Below are 21534 nucleotides of genomic sequence, written 5' to 3' on the forward strand. Positions count from 1 at the left end.
GTGACGACTCCAGACAACTCATTTCCGTCAATCGTGAAGGACCCTATTGTTGCCTTCTGGAAAGTGCGACGAAAGATCCCCGGCCCGCTGGAAACTGCATTTATCGAGAACGAAAAAAGCCGCACGTGGCACACGCGCGGCTTTTGGACCATTTGTTAGAGTCGGATTTTCTGATCTAGTGGCTAGGGATTCGCCGCTTGGACTTGGGCCGGCTCCGCAGGACTGACGACCGGGGGAGGCACAACGGCGTCGCTATCATCGCTCGCTCCGATCGCGATCGCGGCACCGATACCGCCGAGAACGGCGAGTCGCCCCAGGCGTCCGCCGCCGCCGATGCCACCACCGGCACCGCCGCCGCCGCCACCACCGCCGAACGATCCGCCCATCGCCGTCGGGTCATAGCCGCCCTCCAGAGGGACTACCAATCCGCGGTCTTCCTCTTCTTCGGATACCAATCGATCTTCAATCACCGTGATCGGCCCGGGCGCGACCTGCATGATGAAGGTGTCCGAGCCTGATTCGGTCTGCGTGACCAGCGTCGTTGCGTCTCCGCTTTCTCCGAGTGCAGTTTGAGTCATCAACGGATTGACCAATTCGATCCCCATCAGGCCGAAACCGTCTTTGCCCGACCCCAGGATCGAGTAGCTTCCCGGTTCCAGGTCCGCGACGTGGAAGTTTCCAGATTCGTCGGTCAGCGTTCGAGCGACTTCGACACCGTCGCGAAAAATCACCACGTTGGCTGCTCGGGCACCCAGGTTTTCAGTGAACCCGGCACGGGTCAACCGTCCACGCAATCCACCCTCGTACTGGCTGAGCCGGACCGATTCCCCAGTGAACGCCCGGCCGCTGGCCATCGGGTTGCTGCTGGGATCAAATTCCACCTTCGTCGCTTGACCGCTCGGCATGTAGCGGAGGATCGCATTGCGGACGACACTGAATTCGACCGCACCGGCGGCAATTTCGAAATGGTCACCGATCGGCACATTCGAACTGACCACGTGCATGGCACAGCAGGCAAACACGCCCTCACCGCGGATCATCAGTGTGTAAACACCGGGTTTCACGTCGGCCAGCGTGAACCGTCCGGTCTTGTCCGATTCGGTCGACGCACCGGCGGTTTTGCCGAATTGATCGATCAGCAACACCTTCGCTCCACGAGCAGCCGAGATACCTTCGCTGCGGGGAACGATGACACGTCCCTGGACCGACCCGCTCTCCGAAACGCGGACCCACTGTTGTTCGGCGACATCCGCCGCGGAGACAAAGCCCGAACTTCCTAGCAATGCTAGGGTGGCCATGAAGCAGATCAAACGATGCATTTCCAGATTCCAATCAAGATGGTGCGTTGTTGCAGAGGGAAAACCGACCTTTGCAACAGACTATAGGAGCAGCAAATAGGGAATTCAACGCTCTTAACGGCAAATTGACAATTTGGGACACCTGGGCCCTTCTGGTGGAGTGGGTGAGTGAGTACCACCCTAACTAGATTGACGACAGGGAAGGGTTTCGAATCGACCAAACCGCCCCCCCTGGGGGACACGCGATCCCGGCGCGGATACTCGTCAACTCGTTCCCCGGCTCTGCCTGGGAACGGGGTTCTAACGGGGGTCTCTAGAGGCTCCGCCTTGAGATGCATATCCGTGAGTGTGGCGGGAGCCACACGAGCAGTGCGTTCCAAGGCGGAGCCTTGGAACGAGGTGGGAACGAGGCGGAAATTGCAGTGCGTTCCAAGGCGGAAACTAGGGCGTGATCGGGCTGGTCACCGGCGGAGTGGAAAATGCGTCGTCGTCGTCCGAGGAACTGGCTGCGAACGCGGCGCCGGCCGCTGCGAAGCCCAACACGGGGACCAAACTGCCGCGGCCGCCGACGCCTCCCCCGGCTCCGCCGCCGCCTGCTCCGCCGCCGCCGACGGGCGCGCCTTCCATCGACGCCGCTTCAACGGGCAGCCCCGGCTCGCCGGGCGGAACGAGTTCGGCTTGTTGCGGTTCGTCTTCAATCAGCTCCTCAATCGCAGGTGACTCCAATCCACTCGGGGCAAGCTGCAGCTCAAACTGCGGTTGGAACATCGGTTCCTGGACGGCAACCAACCGTCGGCCGTCGCCGGCGGGTTCGCTGCTGGCGAGAACATCTTCGACCAGTTGGAATCCGAGCACACCGATTCCGTCGGGGCCGATGGCGATGACCGAGTAAAACCCGGGGGGCAACGAGTCGATCGAGAAGCTCCCGTCGACCTCGGTGATCGCCTGTCCGATCAGCTCGCGATTTTGATAGAGCAAAACGTTCGTGCCGGCGGCGCCGTTCAGCTGAGCATCGGCCGCACCGGCGCGATAAATGCGTCCCGCCATTCCGCTGGCCGTTTGGGCGACCCGATAGGTGTGATCGGCACGAAGCTCGGTCATCATTTTCGCCCCGTGGGAACCGTCAAATTCGGCCACAAACGGAATCGTCGACGGCATGTACCGGATGACCGAGTTTCTGACTTTGTTCACACGCAGACTGGCGGCGGCGATCTCCATTTGATGATGCCGCGCCTCGATCTTCTGATCGCCGGCTGCGACCACATGAACCGCGTAGCAGGCGACGAGATTCGGGCCGCGGGTCACCAAGGTGTAGACTCCATCCGGCACACCGACAAAGGAATACTTAAAATTCGATTCCGCCGACGGCTGCGCCCGGTAAATCGCCCCCTCTTGTGAGACCAAGGCGATACGAATGCTGCCCGCCGGGAGGCTGTCTGCTTCGACGTCCGGCGCTACAATCACCGCATCGAGTCGACCTTCGGCGTCCGCGGCGACCCACTGTTGGACCACCAAATGCTGGCCGTCACCCTCGGCGGATGCTACCGCATCGGTTAATACCAGCGTTGCCAAAACCAAAATGGCCGGCGTCAAATTGCTTCGCACGGACGACAGGGATAGAGAAAAAGTACGCATCGGGGAACTCTGACAGACGTCGAAACCGGGTGTAGAACAAGCGGACCAGTCATACTAGCTTGAGGGATTTCCTCGGGCAAGCAAACAGCGTGAGCATTAACCCATATTCCGTCACCGCCGAAGCGCCTTTGCAGAAAGGCTACTTTGGAGAGCACTCCCACCGAAAGGAGGGGGCGTTTCTCTATCGCGTGGTCGAGATCCGGCACCCGATCGAGGCGGAGTTGGTTTATTCCGGTTGGTGGTTCCGCCAGACGATCGATATCGCCGGCCGGCGGGTCTGGCGGCGAATCAGCTGGATCGGATTGAAAAAGCTGGCCGAGTTCAAGCTGCCCGAGTCGATCGACCCTTACCGTCGCCCGGGCCGCATCGAAATCGACTTCTCGCGGGGATTGCGGATCCGTCGCTTTCGGATCTGGATCGGGGATCAGCTGGTATACGACGAGGTGACGTAGGCCTGCCCGGGGAACGACGAAAAGCTCGAGGCACCTTGTGAGTGCGACTCGAGCTAGTCGTTGGCATGGCCGCCCATTACTCCCGAAGCGTCTCGGGAACGGCCACACGATTCCTCCGCCCTACGGATGGATTGATGTCTGGAGCGATGTCCAGTGCGTGGTCGCGATCAGCGTGCCACTTGAGGTGGGGCGGGAGTTGGAGCTTTGGGGACCGCGGTTCGGCGGACCGGAACGGGTGCCCCGGAGGCGGTGGCGACCGATTCGGCCGCGGCTGCTGGAGTGACACGTTCGGTTTGGTAGCTGATCGGTGCGATCGAACCGGACGGCTGACCGGGGACCAGAATACTGCTGTCCTGGGACGGCACAGCCGGAGCCGCCGACTCGGGCGTCGTCACCGACGGATCGGGAACCGGAATCACCGGCGGATTGATCGGCTGGGGGTTGAGCATCTCGCTGGGAGATCCGTACTGTTCCAGCGGCATGTCTTCGACCGGGGCCACTTCGTTGTAGGACTTTTCGAACATCCCCATCGATCCGGCGTGTTCGGGCGAGACGATCTGGCCGGCGTTGGCATCGCTAAAGCCCATCACCTCGACCGCTGCGTTGGCGTCACCGACCGGTCCGCGTCGGACGACACCCGGTCGCGTCACACCATACTGCAACTTGTATCCAGCCGATCGTTCACGTGCCCGCTCCAACGCGTCACAATAGGCCTTGCTGTTCCAGGGACCTTCCCGCAGTGCGATGTTGCTGTTGGCCAGCAGTGTGCCACGAAGGTAGTCGACGTAGTTGATCGATTTGTTGTATTCGACCAGAGCACGGTAGTACGAAATCTGGGCTTCGGCGCGACGCTGTTGACTTTGCAGCACGACGTTCACCGGGCTGAGCCCCTTTTGGTATTCCAACATCCGCGCGTCGACTTCTTGCTCGGCGGCTTGCCACTCGTTGGCCGCATCTTGCAGTTGCGAGAAGTGGCTGGCGGATTTGCCGATCGCGTCGCTGAGCTGGCTGACGGCCAAACGCTCGGACTCTTGCAGGAACTCTTGTCGCTGGCGGAGCGTCAGTTGTGCGTTTCGAATCCGCGCCAGTTCACGTCGGATGCCGACCGGCATGGAAAACTCCAAACGCACCACGCCCTCTTGGAAGTCTCCACTGGTCAAACTGGCCAGTGCACTGCTGCCTGCCGCGGGGAACGGATCGCGGTCACGCCCCGGAGGTCCCAAAGTGTCCCCCAAGCCGACGTAACGATACAACAGCGACAGGTTGACATCGGGCAGGACTTGATTCTTGGCCAAGGCCAGTTCCAGTTCGGCTTGTTTGATGGTGTACTTTTGGCTGCGGAGCTCGGGGCTCAGGTACAACATCTGTGCGACCGAGTCGGACCATTGGAAATCCACACGAGCCTGTGTCGGTTCGTCGATCGGTCGGATCAGTCGCCCGTCGGTCGCGGTCAAGCCGAGCAGCTCCCGCAAGGCACGTTCGCGACCATAGACGCCGAAGCGGTCGTCACCGGGCAAGTTCGACCCGTTCAGCGCGGCGGTCAGACGGCGTTGCAGGTTCCAGTACTGGCCCACCGACTGCGACAATTCCTGAATCGTCCCGGTGCCGGCGTCCATGTTCAGTTTGGTGAATTCGGCGGTCGCTTGAGCACTGTCGCGTGCGATCGTGGCGGTCGCGACGGCTCGATAGGTCAGGTACAGATCCCAGTAAGCGACTTCGACGTCACGGACCAGGTTGCGGATTTGTTGTTCAAACGTCGCGATCGAAATGTCCTCGTTCATGCTCGCCAGCATCACGGGGATTCGGTTGATGTAGGTGCCGCGGTTGCGAAGCAGCGGGTGTTGGACTTGGGCTTCGACGATGGCGGTGTAGTCGCTGGCGTACAGTCGCGAAATGCTGCTCAGTTCGGTGTTGTTTCGCGAGTAGAGGATCTGCTGTCGAAGCGTCGCGACGCCACCGGTCGCAAACCGTTTGCTGATCGCGGATTGTTGCGACGAGTTTTGGGCGACGGTGAATTGACGGTTGATGGTGTTGCCGCTGCCGACGTTTTGGGGCCGGTCGGTGGTGGACGAATCGATGAATCCGCTGACGACCGCGTCGAATTCGGCCAACGCGTCCTCGACGCCACCGATCTGGTTGGCACGGACGGCTCCTCGCGGCAGCAACCGGTTGCCGTTGCTGTCGGTCGTGATCGGGATCGATTGGGTGGTCGTCTGCTGCAGCGCGACGTCGTAGACACTGCCGAACTGCCCCGGCGAACCGCTGACGAATTGCGCGGCGATGTTCTGGCGCGTTTCTGCCGTCCCGCCGGTGGTCATCAGGAACCGCGCGTTCTGCAGCGCCATCGTGACGCATTCTTCCAGCGTCATGTTCCAGAATTCGTAGTTATGATTGCCTACCGTCAGCGGCGGCAGCGACTCGGTCGCTGCCGGCATACTGGCGACTTCCACGTCGGGATACTCGATCGACGTGGCAGTGTTAAGGTAGTGCTGTAAATCCGGCGACTCATTCACAAAGAACGGTTGTGTCGGCGTACATCCAGTCGCCAATACAATCGCCAAAACGAGTTGCAGGTGCGCAGCGATTCGAAACAACGAGCGATTCATGCCCTGAGCTTCCCTAGGCCGCGACCTCGGTCACCCTTCGATCGTGAAGGAGGATCACATCGAATGATGAAGTCAATCGCGAGCAGTCCAAACGGAAGCCCCCCACCAAGGTCACTCAGGCTCACTACGTCATAAACCGTGAGAAACCTTGTCCAAGAGTGGGTATCGGTGGCAGAGTTGGTAAACTTTGACGGTTCTGCCAATAATTCTGGAGTTCTATCGAGTTCGCCAGCTGGGCGTAAAAATCGGCCGCTTGGCGGCGTCGACCAGCGGCTGCGGTGGCGTTTCCGATGGCCGTGAAACCGAAGTTTCGTCGCGTTTCACGCCGCCGGCTTTCACACCACTGACCAGTTCAGCGATCGTCGTTCCGGTCGCAAACGGGGCGGACTGGGAAACGTGGACTTCCCAGGCGGACAACCCGCCGGCATCCGAGGAAGACTGCACGTCGCCGCCCGCTTCGATCTCAGGCAGTTCCAATTGAGGCCCGTCCAACTCTGGCACCTCCAACTCCGGCTCAGCGGCCGGCTCGGGCAGCGGATCGCTCCCGGTGTCGTGACGGGACGGCAGCGGCTCCGTTTCCAGCATCTCCACCTCCGCCGCGACTCCCGCCGACCGATCACTTGGGCGACGCGGTCCGACGTTCAGCGCGTGGTACGGCTTGGGATAAAAGTAATGCTGTTCCAGCCGCAGATGTTTCTTGGGCGGCTCGTATCCGCCGGAGTGGACGGCACGATGCCACGCCATCGCTTCCTGGCTGGTCGGGGCGATCAAGTACGCCAGCTTGCCGCCCAGGTAGGTCGGGCGGTTATAGACGCGTCGATAGCTAGGATGCAATCGATTGCCCAGCGGGCCGATCAAGTCGATGCGCGGTCGAACCGTCTGGTTCTCGCGGTCGGGATGATGCGCGGCGGCAAAGCTGGTCATCACGACCGTCAAGGCGGCAAACGCAGCGGCGCGGCGCGACTTGGCCAATGCCGAAACGCAGTTCAAATCAAGCTGAATCATTGGGACATCCTTTTCCCGGGAACAATCGCACTAACCCTGCCTTTATGTTCGACCGGGACAGTCGCTCTGTGCTGGATTTCGCTTTGAGCACCAGTTGCGACGTTGCTAACGATCATTCCGGCAAAGGGCGGCTGGCTGGCAAACTCCGGAAACTTTGCTGGCAAATCCGTTCAGCGCGATTGCGATCGATGACGATTCGATCCCCTACGGCAAGGATCGCCAGACAGCGTTCGACTCGGGATTCCGATCGATTTCATCCGTCATTCGCTTTCCATTTGCCAGAGCAGATTCTCGTGAGCACACCTGTACCGTCCTACCTTCGACTTCATCTGGGCGAAGACGCTCAAACCACCGCCCGCCCCGGCCAGTCTTCGAGCGACCAATTTTGGAGTGCCTTCTCCGCGGCGACGGGATGGCGGATCGACGACCGCCACAAGGCCGAAGGCGTGCAGGTCTTGCCGGCGGTGCAAATGGATGTGATGGCCAACGATCCGGCCGAAGCCCAGCCTCCGGTGGTCAAAGAATCCGCAACCGAGCTGGCCAGCGTGGCGCGGGCGATGGCCAGCGAGATCGAGGAGTTGCAATCGCTGGTCCGCCGCCAAGAAATCGAACTGGCAAGCCTCGCGACCGTCCAGTTTTCCCCGACCCGCAGCGAGGCGGCCTCCGATGCGATCCACCAAACGTTGCAACGGGCGATCCAGGCGACCGGATTCGATGCCGCCGCGGTCTACATGCTGGACGAGGAGACGCAATATTTGAAGACGCGCGTGGTGGTCGGATTGCCGGCGGATCGATTGAAGAGCGAACCGCGGATGTTGCGCGGCAGTCGCGCCGATCTGGAAGCGATGGTCCAGGACGCGGTGTTGATGGATGACCTGCAGGGCCATCTGGCAGAGACATGGAATGCGCCGGAGCCGTTCGGTGCGGCCGTTTGCACGGCGATCTACAAGGGCGATTTGCCGATCGGCACGCTGTGGTTGTTTTCCGACGCCCCGAAGGAATTGGATGAGTCGTATTCGGCGATCGCGCAAATGGCGTCGTCACAGCTCACGCTGGAACTTTCTTCGGCCGCCCAGGTCCGCCGCGAACAACGCAATCGCAGTTCGGTCGAAGCGGTCACCGACATCGCCTCGTGGCAATACTCGTCCCTGCCGGTCGGCAAACTGTTGGCGCCGGGATGGTTGGTCGACGGGATGATCGAATCACCGCATGACTGGTCGACCGGTTGGCACATGTGGGATGTCCTGCCCGATGGCTCGTTGATCCTGGCGATGGCCGAGGCCATGGACTCGCATGCCGGTGGAGCGATGATCGCCGCGACCGCTCGGGCGGCCCTGACGGCGCACAGTGGTTATCAACACACACCCCACCAGATGCTTCAGCGGATCAACGACACCTTGTGGGAAACCAACACCGCCGACCAGTTGGTCTCGCTGCTCTACGCCCGTTTGAATCCGGAAACCGGTCACGGGGAACTGGCATCGACCGGCGACATCGCAGGGTTGATTGCCGGCAAGTACGGCTATCGCCCCCTGACACAGTCGGGCGGAAAACCGCTCGGCACGGCGCTGAACATCGAGTGCTTCGAGTCGGAATTCCGATTGGCCGAGGGGGAAACGCTGGTCGCCTATGGGGCAGGTTTGGCATCGGACGGCATCAGCCAGGAATTGGTGGGATGCTGCATGCGATCGGCCCTCCAGAGTGACCAAAACGCCTTGGCAGTGCTGCGTCGTGAAATGGCAGGTTTTCCCAATCGTCACGAGCGTGGGCTTTTGTCGCTTTCACGGCGAAGCAGCTGATTTTTTTACCGCAGCGGTCCACAAATGCGGGGATAAAATCGGTATGCTGTGAAAGTAGCACCCGCTGGCGAGGGTACCCTCTGATGACCGCGGCGCGAGCGCCAGAGGGTTGACGCGTCCGAAGCGACACTGTGACCCCCATCGGGTCCGTCCCAGACCCTACGAGATCCCTGTTTCCGATGACAACCAATCCCACGCTGCGCGACCTTGTTTCTCCGATCGAACAGCGCTGGAGCCCTTACCGGTTCGCCCCCCGCCCGGTCGAGCAAGAAAAGCTCGCCCAGTGTTTCGAAGCCGCCGCCTGGGCGGCGAGCAGTTTTAATGAGCAACCCTGGCGTTGGATCGTCGCCCACCGCGAGCAGAGCGATGAGTTTCAAAAGATGCTCGGCTGCTTGATGGAGGCGAATCAAGCCTGGGCGGCCAATGCCGGCGTCCTCGTCCTGACCGCCTACCGACGCACGTTTTCACGCAACGAGAACCCGAATCGTGTCGCGCTGCACGATCTGGGTCAGGCCGCCGCCCATTTAGCCCTCCAAGCCGCCGCGATCGGATTGCAGGTCCATCAGATGGCGGGGGTGAATCTCAGTCAAGTCCGCACCGAATACCAGGTCCCGGATGAATTTGAACCGGCGACCGCGATCGCGATCGGCTATCCCGAAACCTCCGAGCCGAGCGATGAAAACGCCCGGGAGTTGGCCAAACGCGAGGCATCGGCGCGACAACGTCAACCACTTTCCGAACAGGTGTTCAGCGAGTCATGGGGACGCTCGATCGGTTGGAAATGATTCAACGACGATCAAATCCAAATACAATAACAATTCGCGGCCGCTCAGCGGCCACAGCCAATCAACTCTGCATTAAATCATCTCAGCTGGATAAACCATCGGTGTCGGAATCTTGGAACCCTGGAGTCGTCTGCGCCTCACGCACCGACGTCGGCATGCGCCGAACCAACAACCAGGATTCGTACTCCGTGATCCCGGCCCAGTCGCGCGAGCGGTTCGACAATCGCGGACACTTGTTCATCGTTGCCGATGGCATGGGGGCACACGCCGCCGGAGAATTGGCCAGCAGCATGGCTGCCGAGCTGATCGCGATGAACTACTTTCGCGGCGCCATCCCCGACGCGAAGAATTCACTGCACGTCGCGGTCGCCGAAGCCAACGCGGAAATCTACCAGCGTGGACAGCAGAATCCCGAGTTCCACAACATGGGGACGACCGCCAGCACGTTGGCATTGCTGCCGATCGGCGGAATCATTGCCCATGTCGGCGATTCTCGCGTCTACCGACTGCGGCGTGGCGTGTTTGAACAGATGACCTTCGACCACTCACTGGTCTGGGAAGTCCAAGCCAGTGGGCAGGTGCATCCCGACAGCGCGCTCGGCCAGGCGCTTCCGAAAAACGTCATCACCCGATCGCTGGGTCCGAATTCGGAGGTGCAAATCGACATCGAAGGCCCCTTCGAATTGGAATTGGGCGACAAGTTCCTATTGTGCAGCGACGGGTTGTCCGGGCAGGTCGATGACGTCGAAATGGCGACCTTGTTGGATTGTTTGCCGGAACAATTGGCGGTCGAGGTGTTGGTCGATCTGGCCAATCTTCGCGGCGGCCCGGACAACACCACGATCGTCGTGACCACCGTCACCGAAGGCCCGTTGATCGATGACAAAAAAGCTCCTGCCAAACCCGTCTCCGAAGACGCATCCGCTTATCGTGGCATGGTCGTCTCGCTAGTGGTCGCCGTCCTTCTGGCGATCCTGTCGGTCGTGTTCCTATTCCTGCGACTCAATGACGGGGTGATGATCATCACGCTCTTGGGCGCGTTGATCTCCGGCGTCGTCGCCGCCACCTTTTATTCCAACTTGAAGAAACAGACGCGGCGGCGCACCCTGTCCGGCTGTGGCGAACGCGGCGGGATTCCCAAAGCCTACGGCGGCAACGCCCCGTATCGCCGCTACATGGCCAAACCGGATCAAACGCTTTTTGACCGGCTGGGAAAAACGGTGGCCGAATTGCGCGAGGCTGCGAAACTGAAGAACTGGATGATGGATTGGCAACAGATCGACCAGTTTCAACAAGACGGTTTGGCAGCGATGGGGCGTGGCGACGGAAAGACCGCGATTCATCTGCAAGCCAAAGCGATCGTCGAAACGATGAATCAATTGCGCGAACAACACAACCGCTCGGCCGACGAAACTGCCATCGATCACTGATGCCGTGAATCAGCCCCCTGTCCGTCTCGCCATCCCGCTGCTTCCCTCCGCCCGACTCGGTTCTTCGGCCTGGCTGCTGCATCTACGCTCATTTGCCGTTGCCGGGCAATTGGTGACCATCTTGTTGGCCGGGTGGGGAATCGGTGTCCAACTGCCCTACGCACCGCTGCTGGGGTTGGTCGCGCTGACCGCCGTCACCAATCTGATCTACGGCGTGTGGCTGCGGCGCTACAACACCCCGCAACAGCAGACGCATCGCATCGTCGGGCGCCGGGCCGAAGAATCCCCGGTCTCGGAATCAATGCCGCCCAATCCCGCGCGCCTGGATTCCGATCAAGAGCTGGCGGCGCTGGAACATGATGGGTCGCCGCAGGTTCAGAAGGTCGCGCTGGGGTTGATGTTGCTGGACCTGGCCACTCTGACCGCGATGCTTTACTACAGCGGCGGTGCGGCGAATCCGTTCAGTTTTTTTTACTTCGTCAATCTCGCCGTCGGCGGAGTGATGATCTGGCCCAAGGCCGCTTGGTCGTTGACCGTCGTCGCCACGCTCGGCTACGCGCTGATTCTGCGTTACAGCGTTCCCGTGAAAGAACTCAGCAGCGAAACCGTCTCGGGAGGATTTGATCTTCGCACCGGCGGACTGATGTTGGCCTTCGGCACCTGCGCGTCGGTCGTCACCTACTTCGTCACCCGAACCAGCGGTCTGTTGCGGGCGCGCGAACGCCAGCTGCGCGAATACCAACTGGCCAAAGCCGCCGATCGCAAACTGGAATCGCTGACCACTTTGGCCGCCGGCGCGGCACATGAACTGGCCACCCCGCTTTCGACCATCGATGTCGTCGCCCGCGAATTGTCACGCCACCTGGAAGGCGTCGATAAACCAGTCACGGTCGACCAAGATTTGAAACTGATCGACCATCAACTGGATCTGTGCCGACACATTCTGCAACGCATGCGCGGCGCCGCCGGCGACTCGATGGCACAAGAATGGTTTCGCACGACCGTCGGCGAACTGATCGACGCCACACTGGAAGGCGTACGCGACCCGCACCGGGTGGACGTCGTCGATGGAACCGAAGCGGTCGAAAACAAGACGCTATGGATGCCCGAAGAAGCAGTCGCCCAGGCGATCCGCAATCTGATCCACAACGGCCTTGATGCCAGCGGGGCCGAGGGCCGTGTGCGGGTCGAATCGAGACTCGACCGACGGAATGTCGAATTCATCGTGACCGACCAAGGCCAAGGGATGACCGATGAAGTCCTCGGCCGCGTCGGCGACCCGTTCTTCACCACCAAAGAACCCGGTCGCGGCATCGGCCTGGGGCTCTACTTGACCCGCAACGTCGTCTCTCAACTCGGCGGATCACTCAGTTTTCGCTCCGCCCCCGGCCAAGGCACTTCGGCGGTGGTCACCTTGCCGATCGCCAAACCGGAAAACGTGCCGTAGGGATGGTGCTATCTAGCCTTTAGGCGTCTGCCCCTTCACCCGTCGCTCGTTCCCTGGCTCCGCCTGGGAACGGGAGTTCTTGGAGGCTCCGCCTGGGCTGCGCGAGATCTGGAATCTGTGGTGATTCAGAATTTGAACGAAATCATTCCGCATGGATGGTCGACTCGCAGCAGACATCGGGCGACGAAACACGAGCGACATCAGCCGATTCGCGCAAGCGTTCGGGCCCCGGCGTCTAGGAGGGCCCGTAGGCTGGCGCCAAACGGCTGATCCCAAGAGGGTAACGCGGAATCGAAAACGCCAAAATCCTACGGACGAAAACGCGAACAATTCGGACGGTTTTGTGCAGCCCCGGCTCCGCCTCTCCAGGGGCACAACGCCGCGTGTGGCGGGAGCCACACCGAAAGTGCGTTCCAAGGCGGAGCCTTGGAACGAGGAAGGAACTGCTGCGAGACGAAAGCCTTGGCGGCTTCCGCTACGGGGTTAGGGACAAAGCCTCGCGCCGCGGGCTGGTAAATCAACAGGACCTTACAGCGCCGCCATCACCTTGTCCGCCGCATCGATGGTTTCGTCGATCAAGGCTTCGGTGTGCAGATTACTGAAGAACAACGCTTCGAATTGGCTGCATGGCATGTAGATGCCCTTCTCGATCAGCCCCCAGAAGTAACGTCCGAAGGCTTCCCGATCGCTGCGATCCGCTTCGGGCCAATTGGTCACCGGGCGGGCGTTAAAGAACAACGTCAACATGCTGCCGACGTGTTGGACTTGGTGGGGCAGACCGTGCTTGGCCGCGGCGGTGTGCAATCCGTCGGCCAATCGGTCCCCCATGCGATCGAGTTGTTCGTAGGGCGGATCCTCGGCCAACTGCTCAAGTGTCGCGCTGCCGGCCGCCACCGCGACCGGGTTCCCGCTAAGCGTTCCGGCCTGAAAGACTTTGCCGGCTGGCAAGACGTTGTCCATGATGTCCGCCCGACCGCCATAGGCGCCCAACGGCATCCCACCACCGACGACTTTGCCCAGCGTGGTCATGTCGGGCACGACACCGAACCGCTCTTGGGCGCCGCCGAAGGCCAACCGGAATCCGGTCATCACTTCGTCGAAGATCAAAATCGAATGATCTGAAAGCGTTTCCTGGCGAAGCGTTTCCAAAAACTCCATCGTCGGGGGGACACACCCCATGTTGCCGACGACCGGTTCCAAAATCACCGCTGCGATCTGGCCGGGGTGTGCGGCAAACGCCTTTTTCACGCCCTCACAATCGTTGTACTCCAGCACGATCGTGTCCTGGCCGGCTCCGGGGGTGACACCGGGAGAATCGGGAACGCCCAGCGTGGCCGCGGCACTGCCCGCCGCGACCAACAGGCTGTCGACATGGCCGTGGTAGTTACCCGAAAACTTGATGACCTTGTGTCGCCCCGTCGCTCCGCGTGCCACGCGAATCGCACTCATCGTCGCTTCGGTTCCGCTGTTGACCAGCCGGACTTTTTCCACGCTCGGGACCGCGTCGATGATCTGCTGGGCCAGTCGTGATTCGGCCTCGGTCGGCGCCCCGTAACTGGTCCCCTTGGCGACCGCCTTTTGAATCGCGTCGATCACGGCCGGCGGACGGTGCCCCAAAATCATCGGTCCCCAGGATCCGATGTAGTCGATGTATCGCCGACCATCGATGTCAAACAGATAGGGGCCTTCGGCATGGTCGATGAACAACGGCGTGCCTCCGACGGCGCCGAACGCGCGCGCGGGGCTGTTCACGCCACCGGGCATGAGTTTGCGGGCTTGTTCAAACGCGGCGACGCTTTTTTCGCCGGCAAATCGACGGGGCTCGGTCATAGCTGAAGATGGTCCTGTTTTGGGGAAGGGAAGCGACGCCATTGTCAGCCAATCCGAGACCGGGCGAAACCCGGCCAAACTTCGGAGCGAAAAACGTTCCCCTTGCCGCTACGGTGAACCGGCGGGCGTTACGATGAAAGCGACCGACCGCACGAATGAAATGGGCAAGAAGATTTTGGAGGTAGGAAAATGAGCGATTAAGTCTCCCCCCGCGCTCTCCAAAATCTTCTTACCTCCAAAATCTTCTTACCTCCAAAATCTTCTTACCTCCAAAATCTTCTTACCCTCTCCCGGCCGCAGCAACTCGATGCTCGAAACCGCACAATCCGATCGCGCGAACCAGCGGCTGGCCGTCGTCATCTCGGCGCTGATCGGCGGCGCGGCACTGCTACTGTCCTTGAAATCACCGTTTTGGTTGATCGGGTTGCCGCTGGCACCGCTGGCGTACTGGTGGTGGCGACGGAAGACGCTGCGTCGGCTGCAAGTGATGGCCGAACCCTTTCCCGCGGAGCTGGAAACCGCGCTCGACCGGTACGTCGATTACTACCGTGCCCTGGACGATGCCGGGCGGGAACGGTTTCGCAATCTGGTGAAAGTTTTTCTTGACGAAACCCCGATCACCGGCATCCGCACCGACGTCGATGACACGACGCGCGCCCTGGTCGCCGCCAGCGCGATCATTCCAGTTTTCGGATTCGACGACTGGGAATACTCAGGACTGGGTGAAGTGCTGATCTATCCGAGCGCGTTCGGCGACGACTACAGCACCTCGGGCGAGCACGACGACGTCGACCGGCGGACGTTGGGCATGATCGGTGTGGGCCATTTGAGTGGCGTGATGATCCTGTCCAAACCCGATCTGTGGGCGGGGTTTAAAAACCCCGACGACAAACGCAACGTCGGCATCCACGAATTTGCCCACCTGGTCGACAAGGCTGACGGCAGCGTCGACGGTCTGCCGCCGGGTGCGAGTCTGGCGACGATCGGCCCCTGGATTCAGTGGATCGGCGAAGAGCTGAAGAATAAACCCGAGGGCCGCCACCACATCGATCAATACGCCTACACGAATGAAGCGGAGTACTTCGCGGTCCTCTCGGAGTACTTCTTCGAAGCCCCCGAGGTGCTGCAGTCCAAGGCGCCGAAGATCTACGACATGATGCAACAGATGTATCGCCAGAACACACGCAGCTTTCTGGCCGGTGTCACGCGGCGTCGCAAGCGGGTGAGGCGGAATGCCAAGTGCCCTTGTGGCAGTGGGAAAAAGTACAAACACTGCTGCCGGCGGAAACGAATGTCACGACCTTAGTTCCCTCTTTTTACTGACCAGCACGCAATGTTTTTTGCCAGCGACAATTGGGCCGGCGCGGCAGACGAAATCGCCGCCTCACTGCAACGCCACTCCGAAGGCTTCTCTCCCGCCTACGGGGCCAGTGAACTGGATCGACAACTCGAACAGCGTTTCAATGACCTGTTCGAACGTGAAGTCGCGGTCTTTTTCGTCGGCACCGGAACGGCCGCGAATTCGTTGGCCCTTTCGGCGGTCAATCGCCCCGGCGGCTTTGTCCTTTGCCATCGTGAAGCCCATTTGATCGAAGACGAGTGCGGGGCACCGGAATTCTTTACCTCCGGCGCAAGGCTGGCCCCGATCGACGGCCCCTTGGGCAAAATCGACCCCGCCGCGCTGCGTCGTGGGCTGGAACGTTTTGATCCCGAATTCGTCCACCACGGCCAGCCGATGGCCGTCAGCATGACACAAGCGACCGAAGTCGGAACGGTCTATAGCAACGAGGAAGTCCGGGCGATCGCCGAACACACCCACGCCTTCGGATTGCCGCTGCACATGGACGGGGCACGCTTCGCCAACGCCATGGTCCGGTTGGGGTCAACGCCCGCCGAAATGACCTGGAAAAGCGGCGTCGACGTGCTGTCGTTCGGGGCGACCAAGAACGGTTGTTGGTGTGCCGAAGCGCTCGTCTTCTTTGATCCCGCCCGCGCCAAACAACTGCCGTTCATTCGGAAACGCGCCGCCCAGCTGTTTTCCAAAACACGCTTCATCGCGGCACAATTCCACGCCTACCTGGACGACGACCTTTGGATTCGGCTGGCGAGGCACGCCAATGCGATGGCGGATCGCTTGGCCGATGGACTGGCAAACTCGCAACACGTTTCGATCGCCTGGCCGTGCCAGTCCAACGAATTGTTCGTCACGATGCCCAAAGCCGCGGCCGAGCGGCTGAAAGACCAGGGGGCTCGATTTTATCCTTGGCCGGTCCCCGAGGAATTCGAATCCAAGCTGGAACCCGGCCAGGGGTTGTATCGACTGGTGACCTCGTTTGCCACGACCACCGACCATGTCGACCAGTTCGTCGCGTTGGTCGGGTAATCGGCGGCGTCAGGCGGCAAAACAACGAGCAAAATGCCAGCGGGAAGCGTCAGCGAGCGGCCCGTCGATCCCTATTTGAGCGCGCGGACCGGCGGAATGATGGGCGGCAAAACGATGGCGGCAAAACGATAAGGAGGCAGAATGATACGGGGCAGAATGATGGGGAGCCAGAACGGCGCTGCCCAACTCCCAACTCCCAACTCCCAACTAACTCGTCGGCTGAGGCGCATTCGGCGGCGCGACCAACGTGTTGAGGAACTCGATCACCGCTTGCCGGTCTTCCAGCGGCATCGTCAAGAATCGATCCCGCGTCCCTTGGGATTCCCCATCGTGCATGGTGATCGCTTCGAGCAGGGTTTCGGCGCGACCGTCGTGCATGTAGGGGGCCGTATCACGCACGCCCCACAACGGTGGCGTCCTCCATTCCTGGGTGAAGTATGTCGGCTCCAGGTGCAACCGGGTGTAATCGGTGCGGGTCTGACGAATGTTTTGAGTCGTCGTCGTTGTGTTCTCGGTCGTAAAGGTGTCGCGTCCCGAAGCGGTCCGTTCTCGATTGTCGCGATTCACTCTGTTTTCGACCAACTGAGTGTCGCTCTTGGTCGTTTGCCACGACTTCGATTGACTCTCTGCGTTGACGAAACGCAGGGTCATCGGCGGCACGGGAGCGGCTTCGAAGCGATATTCATAGCGTGAAACCACGACGCTCGGCCGGACCGGAATCGCGGACCTGGACGCCGCCGTATTGACGCTTGAGGACTGTCCGCCAATGGTGCTCGTCGACCCAGGCTCCATCGAATACTTTCCACCGTAATAAGCGGTTCCCATGACGGTGTCATCGACCATGGTGCGGGACACCGTCGTTTCGGAATCGACGGCAAAATCCATCCGCGTGACCGGCGTTGCACGGACGATGTACGGGTCAGCCGGATTGAGGTCATAGGAGTTCGGCCCCATGTCGTGAAGCAGCAAGTCGCTGTAGATGCCCGCCGCGGGACCGAGAGTCGGGCGATGACAGACGGCACAGCCGATCGAGGCAAAAACTTGTTCGCCGCGTGCGGCCATCAAGCGTCGATCGGAGTCCTGGGGGATCTCTCGCTTCGGTGCCGGCAAGGCGGCAACGAAGGCGGCGATCGCTTTGATCTGGCCATCCGAGATGTCGTAGGTCGGGTTGCGATACGCCGGCGCCATCGGATCGGCGGGTTGGTTGATCCGGCGCGTTTCCAGTCCGACTTCGGCCGCACAGGCCTGGTCGCAAAAATCCAACAGTGTTTCCACGTTCCCGCGCCAACCGAACCGGCCGACGCCGCCGCTGGCCAACGTCGAAAGCCGGCCGCTGATTTCCGGGTGCTTTGTCTGTTCTCGTTCGACCGCCCGCAGCTGCTTGACCGTGACTTGATCAATCAGCCCGGCACCGAACAGCGGCGTCGTGTTTCGCTGGAACATGCGGGCGCGGATCGTCGTTTGGTAGTTGCCGTCGGTCGACGAGTACAAGATCGGCGTCGCGTTGGCCAGTCGGACTTCGGCGGCATTGACCGAGCCGCCGTTGTCACTGAACAGGGCGGGGACTTTTTGCATCAACGCGTCACGCGAGGCGGCGAACGCAGACGTGCCGCCGTGATGCGCCAGGGACAGCGAATTGACGATGCCGGCTTGGGGATCGATGAAGCCCGGGTGGAAACCACGGATCGCCTGGCGAATGACATCGGGATTGATCGGTCCGCCGGAGACGCGCATCGATTCGATGCTGATCGATTTGGCGTTGAATTCGGCCTCCCCGGCGCCCCCGATGCCGCCTTGTCGGTGACAGACCGCACAGGATTGGCCGTTGAACAGCGGGCCCAATCCGTCATTGCCCATCAGGGCCGGGTTCTGCGGCGACCAGCTCTTTTCAAACAGTTGTTTTCCCGCCGCGATCGACTCCGGCGACACCGCCCATGCCGATTGTCCGACCAGCGATAAACAGCCGGCGACAAGGATCAAACCACCGAAACATCTCACACCCATTCGTTGTTGCAACATCGTTGCCCCCGCCAGAAAAGAAAAATGGATCAGTCGCCACGATACGTTTCGCGCCCTGCCGCCCTACCGGCCGTCCCACCACCAATGATTCACCGCGACCGGTCGTTGTCGGACCAGGGACGCGTGCCCATCAAGTGTCGGGTAGGTTGCGATGGCCGACTTCACCGTCGCGTCGGTCGCCACCGATACACCACCGCTGGCCAACAACACGTGGTGTCGCTTGTTTCCTTTGCGAACCGTGTGCATCGTCGCGATCGATTCGACCTGTTTAGGTGCCGGCAGATTCCAATCCCGCGCTTCGTCTTCGGACGCCAACGCCGAAGCCAGATCGCGGTGCACGCCCTCGGCCCCGAACCGGTCGATCAAGTGCGAAACCGCTGCGACTCGATAAAGCGATTCCAGCGCTCCATAGACCGGGTACTGGTCACGGATGCGAGCCCAGTTTCGGTTGAATCCGGCGACGAACTGTGCGCTGCGCGGATCGACCGTGACATCGCCGCGTCCACCGTCGGCCAATGCCCGTTGGTTTTCACCGCTCAGCCGAACGGCATTGCCGGCGATTTCGAAAACACGTTTTTCGCTGTCGCAGCGAACCGCTTGTCGTTGGGCCGTGAACCACAACCGTAACAGCAACCCGTTGGGCGGCCCTTGGTCGATCATGTCATCGACCACGTCCAGGTAGTTGGCGACACCTTCGGGCATCGGTTGCTGGCCCAAAGCCAGTTGTTTCATGTGGCGATCGGCTTCGACCATCAACAACGCGACCGAGGTGTCACCGGCGGCACCGAACACTTCGACGCGTTGCATCCCAAGTGCGCTCTGCAGCTGGTCAGCCGATTTGCCGATCGGGATTTGGCCCGAACGAATCTGACCGGCGACCTCCATCGCCGCTTGCATTCCCGCCGGCGTCGGATCGATCGTGCATCCGAACGGTGTACCGGCTTGGCTGGCGGCCAGACAACGAGCCAGGAAATCGCTTCGCAAGGTCGCACGTCCCGACTGGCGGTCTACATACCAGCCGCGATCCAAATCGATCCCGCTGGTCGGAGCCGCCAAAATGATGTCGTCATCGGTCAGGAACAAATACTGAACGCGAGAGAGGCCGGCCAGATTCAACAGACTGTCGCCCAGCGGTACACCGGTCATCCGTCGCGCCGTGATCTCGTCTCGCAATCGTCGCAGCGAAACGAAACGCATTTCGGAGGGGGCACGCCAGTCTCGGGTCTGGGATTCCAGATCGGCGGCCAACAGCGCGTCCAGATTGGCGATCGCCCCCTTGGCAAGTGATTGGTCATCACTGGGCAAGTGAGCGATTTCAACCGTCCCAGCGGCATCCACGTAAACGCCTTGGGGATACGGTGCCATCGTGCTATTGCCTCCGAGCGCTTCCCACGTGTCGGGAACGACGGTGGTCTCGATCAGATTCATCAGCGAATCAAAATCGGCAAAGCTGCCGCCACCCTGAGGTGCCCCGCGGCGAACGGCACCCATCGAATTGTTGAGGACGCTTTGGCGATCAGCCGGTGTTTCGATCTGTCGCACCGTGGCGGCAGCGGCCGACGATTCGCCCGAAAGCGATTGAGCGCTCGCCACCTGGGCCAGCCAGCGGTCACGGGTGCCGGGTATGGTTTCGGCAGGCAGCGATTTGGCGACCGAAAACTCCCCGGCCTTGATCGCTTGATCCGCCCGGGTTGGGTCGGCCGGTGGGGCTGCCATGCAACAATGATCTGCGGTCGACGTGAACACGGCAATCGTGATTGCAACGACGCAAGCCAAGCTCGCAATGCGATGGGGTCGACTCATCACGTATTTCCTGACGGGGTTCGTGTGGTGGCTCCGGAGCCCTAAAGGCGCGCGGCATTGGGCGGATGTTAACAACGCAGTTTCCGGTTTGCGGCTGCCGGGAGGTTCCTTCACCACCAGCCCGTTATGAAAAAAGCATGCCAATGACGAATTTTTCTCATTCGGCCACAAACGGTTCATCCCGCAGCTGACAAGCGTAGCAAAATGCTGCAGCGCGAGTGTATTGATTTGCAACATGTCTCAATCTGCATCAGGGCCATTGGCCTCCGCGACCGTCTGCCAAACACCGTCCAAGAGTCGTTGCTGGGGACGGAAACGTTCTTTGTAATTCAGGTGACGGTTTTCGGCGACGAACAGGCCCAAATACACGTACGTTCGTTCGGTTTCGATGGCCCACTGGATCTGCTTGAGCACCGCCAGGGTGCCGATGCAATAGCGTCCGAAGACGGGGTCGAAGTGGGTGTAGACGGCGTTGAGCGAATCGCGGCCCAAATCGACGATCGAGATTCCGATCAGTTTCCCACCCAGGCGGAACGTTAATTCCGCCGTTTCGACGCAGGTCGCGACCAGAAACTCGTGGTAATCGGCCAAATCCGCAGGCCCGCGTTGCGAAAGTTGCCGCGCCGCTCGGTGCCCATTGAACAACCGCAATCGCTCCGCATCGATCTGCACCCTGCCCCACGCGACCTCCAACTCCCGATCGGACCGATTGAGGATCCGTTTCATCGAACGGGTCAAGCGAAATTGTCGGACGTCCACGCGGGTGGCAATGCACTCGTTGCAATCAGGACACTGAGTCCGGTACAGCATGGTTCCGGCGCGACGGTAACCGAGTCGCAACAGCCGATCCAGGTCGTCCGGCGAAACCCGGCGTTTGGGATACTCCAACGGCATCCGCGCTACTTTTCCGTCCAGATACGGACACTCCTGCAGCGAGTCGTAGACGACCACCAACCCCTTCTTGGCGAAGTCATGTTCGCTGGCGTCGATCCGATTGAGAGGATCGGACGATTTCGAGGGTGACTCGTATTTCATAAAAAAA

15 protein-coding genes are annotated in these 21534 nt (G+C 60.8%); 7 read left to right on the plus strand and 8 right to left on the minus strand.

The annotated features are described in order from the left end of the window. Nucleotides 1-182: 182 nt before the first annotated feature. Both Mal15_RS17185 and Mal15_RS17190 read right to left on the minus strand, forming a co-directional pair. Entirely contained in the window at nt 183-1319 is a 1137-nt protein-coding gene (locus Mal15_RS17185; RefSeq protein ID WP_147868897.1) for an MSCRAMM family protein, read from the minus strand. A gap of 420 nt (nt 1320-1739) precedes the next feature. Continuing rightward, a complete protein-coding gene (locus Mal15_RS17190; protein ID WP_147868898.1) occupies nt 1740-2933 on the minus strand; it encodes a hypothetical protein in 1194 nt (397 codons plus the stop codon). Nucleotides 2934-3022: 89 nt separating this feature from the next. Between Mal15_RS17190 and Mal15_RS17195 the strand changes: the two genes are divergently transcribed. Then, nucleotides 3023-3385: a hypothetical protein gene (locus Mal15_RS17195; protein WP_147868899.1), complete on the plus strand. Its 363-nt coding sequence runs from the start codon at nt 3023-3025 to the stop codon at nt 3383-3385. 167 nt (nt 3386-3552) lie between these two features. On the opposite strand, the gene Mal15_RS17200 is transcribed toward Mal15_RS17195, so the two are convergent. Both Mal15_RS17200 and Mal15_RS34420 read right to left on the minus strand, forming a co-directional pair. After that, complete coding sequence (locus Mal15_RS17200) at nt 3553-5991, minus strand: TolC family protein (RefSeq protein WP_147868900.1); 2439 nt, start codon at nt 5989-5991, stop codon at nt 3553-3555. A gap of 216 nt (nt 5992-6207) precedes the next feature. Continuing rightward, complete coding sequence (locus Mal15_RS34420) at nt 6208-6996, minus strand: hypothetical protein (protein ID WP_199773674.1); 789 nt, start codon at nt 6994-6996, stop codon at nt 6208-6210. A gap of 293 nt (nt 6997-7289) precedes the next feature. Here Mal15_RS34420 and Mal15_RS17210 point away from each other — a divergent pair, with 293 nt between their 5' ends. The 4 genes from Mal15_RS17210 (at nt 7290) to Mal15_RS17225 (ending at nt 12457) form a co-directional block, all read left to right on the plus strand. Beyond that, nucleotides 7290-8795: a SpoIIE family protein phosphatase gene (locus Mal15_RS17210; protein ID WP_167546871.1), complete on the plus strand. Its 1506-nt coding sequence runs from the start codon at nt 7290-7292 to the stop codon at nt 8793-8795. Nucleotides 8796-8974: 179 nt separating this feature from the next. Continuing rightward, on the plus strand, nt 8975-9580 hold the full coding sequence (locus Mal15_RS17215) for a nitroreductase family protein (protein WP_147868902.1): 606 nt from the start codon (nt 8975-8977) through the stop codon (nt 9578-9580). Nucleotides 9581-9681: 101 nt separating this feature from the next. After that, nucleotides 9682-11010, plus strand: a complete 1329-nt coding sequence (locus Mal15_RS17220) for a protein phosphatase 2C domain-containing protein (RefSeq protein ID WP_167546872.1) — start codon at nt 9682-9684, stop codon at nt 11008-11010. 4 nt (nt 11011-11014) lie between these two features. Then, entirely contained in the window at nt 11015-12457 is a 1443-nt protein-coding gene (locus tag Mal15_RS17225) for a sensor histidine kinase (RefSeq protein WP_233902851.1), read from the plus strand. A 528-nt stretch (nt 12458-12985) separates the two neighbouring features. Here Mal15_RS17225 and hemL read toward each other — a convergent pair. Continuing rightward, on the minus strand, nt 12986-14287 hold the full coding sequence (gene hemL, locus Mal15_RS17230) for a glutamate-1-semialdehyde 2,1-aminomutase (RefSeq protein WP_390623365.1): 1302 nt from the start codon (nt 14285-14287) through the stop codon (nt 12986-12988). A gap of 307 nt (nt 14288-14594) precedes the next feature. Here hemL and Mal15_RS17235 point away from each other — a divergent pair, with 307 nt between their 5' ends. Together Mal15_RS17235 and Mal15_RS17240 are read left to right on the plus strand one after the other, a co-directional pair. Then, the gene (locus Mal15_RS17235) at nt 14595-15593 is read left to right on the plus strand and encodes a M90 family metallopeptidase (protein ID WP_147868905.1); all 999 of its coding nucleotides are present in this window, start codon (nt 14595-14597) and stop codon (nt 15591-15593) included. Between the two features lie 27 nt (nt 15594-15620). Continuing rightward, nucleotides 15621-16670, plus strand: a complete 1050-nt coding sequence (locus Mal15_RS17240; protein ID WP_147868906.1) for a threonine aldolase family protein — start codon at nt 15621-15623, stop codon at nt 16668-16670. 207 nt (nt 16671-16877) lie between these two features. On the opposite strand, the gene Mal15_RS17245 is transcribed toward Mal15_RS17240, so the two are convergent. The 3 genes from Mal15_RS17245 to Mal15_RS17255 form a co-directional block, all read right to left on the minus strand. Beyond that, nucleotides 16878-18689: a di-heme oxidoredictase family protein gene (locus Mal15_RS17245; protein ID WP_147868907.1), complete on the minus strand. Its 1812-nt coding sequence runs from the start codon at nt 18687-18689 to the stop codon at nt 16878-16880. Between the two features lie 63 nt (nt 18690-18752). Then, the gene (locus Mal15_RS17250; protein WP_167546873.1) at nt 18753-20492 is read right to left on the minus strand and encodes a DUF1598 domain-containing protein; all 1740 of its coding nucleotides are present in this window, start codon (nt 20490-20492) and stop codon (nt 18753-18755) included. Between the two features lie 240 nt (nt 20493-20732). Continuing rightward, complete coding sequence (locus Mal15_RS17255) at nt 20733-21527, minus strand: arginyltransferase (protein ID WP_147868909.1); 795 nt, start codon at nt 21525-21527, stop codon at nt 20733-20735. Between the last annotated feature and the right edge of the window lie 7 nt (nt 21528-21534).

The sequence above is a fragment of the Stieleria maiorica genome (assembly GCF_008035925.1).
Taxonomy (GTDB): domain Bacteria; phylum Planctomycetota; class Planctomycetia; order Pirellulales; family Pirellulaceae; genus Stieleria; species Stieleria maiorica.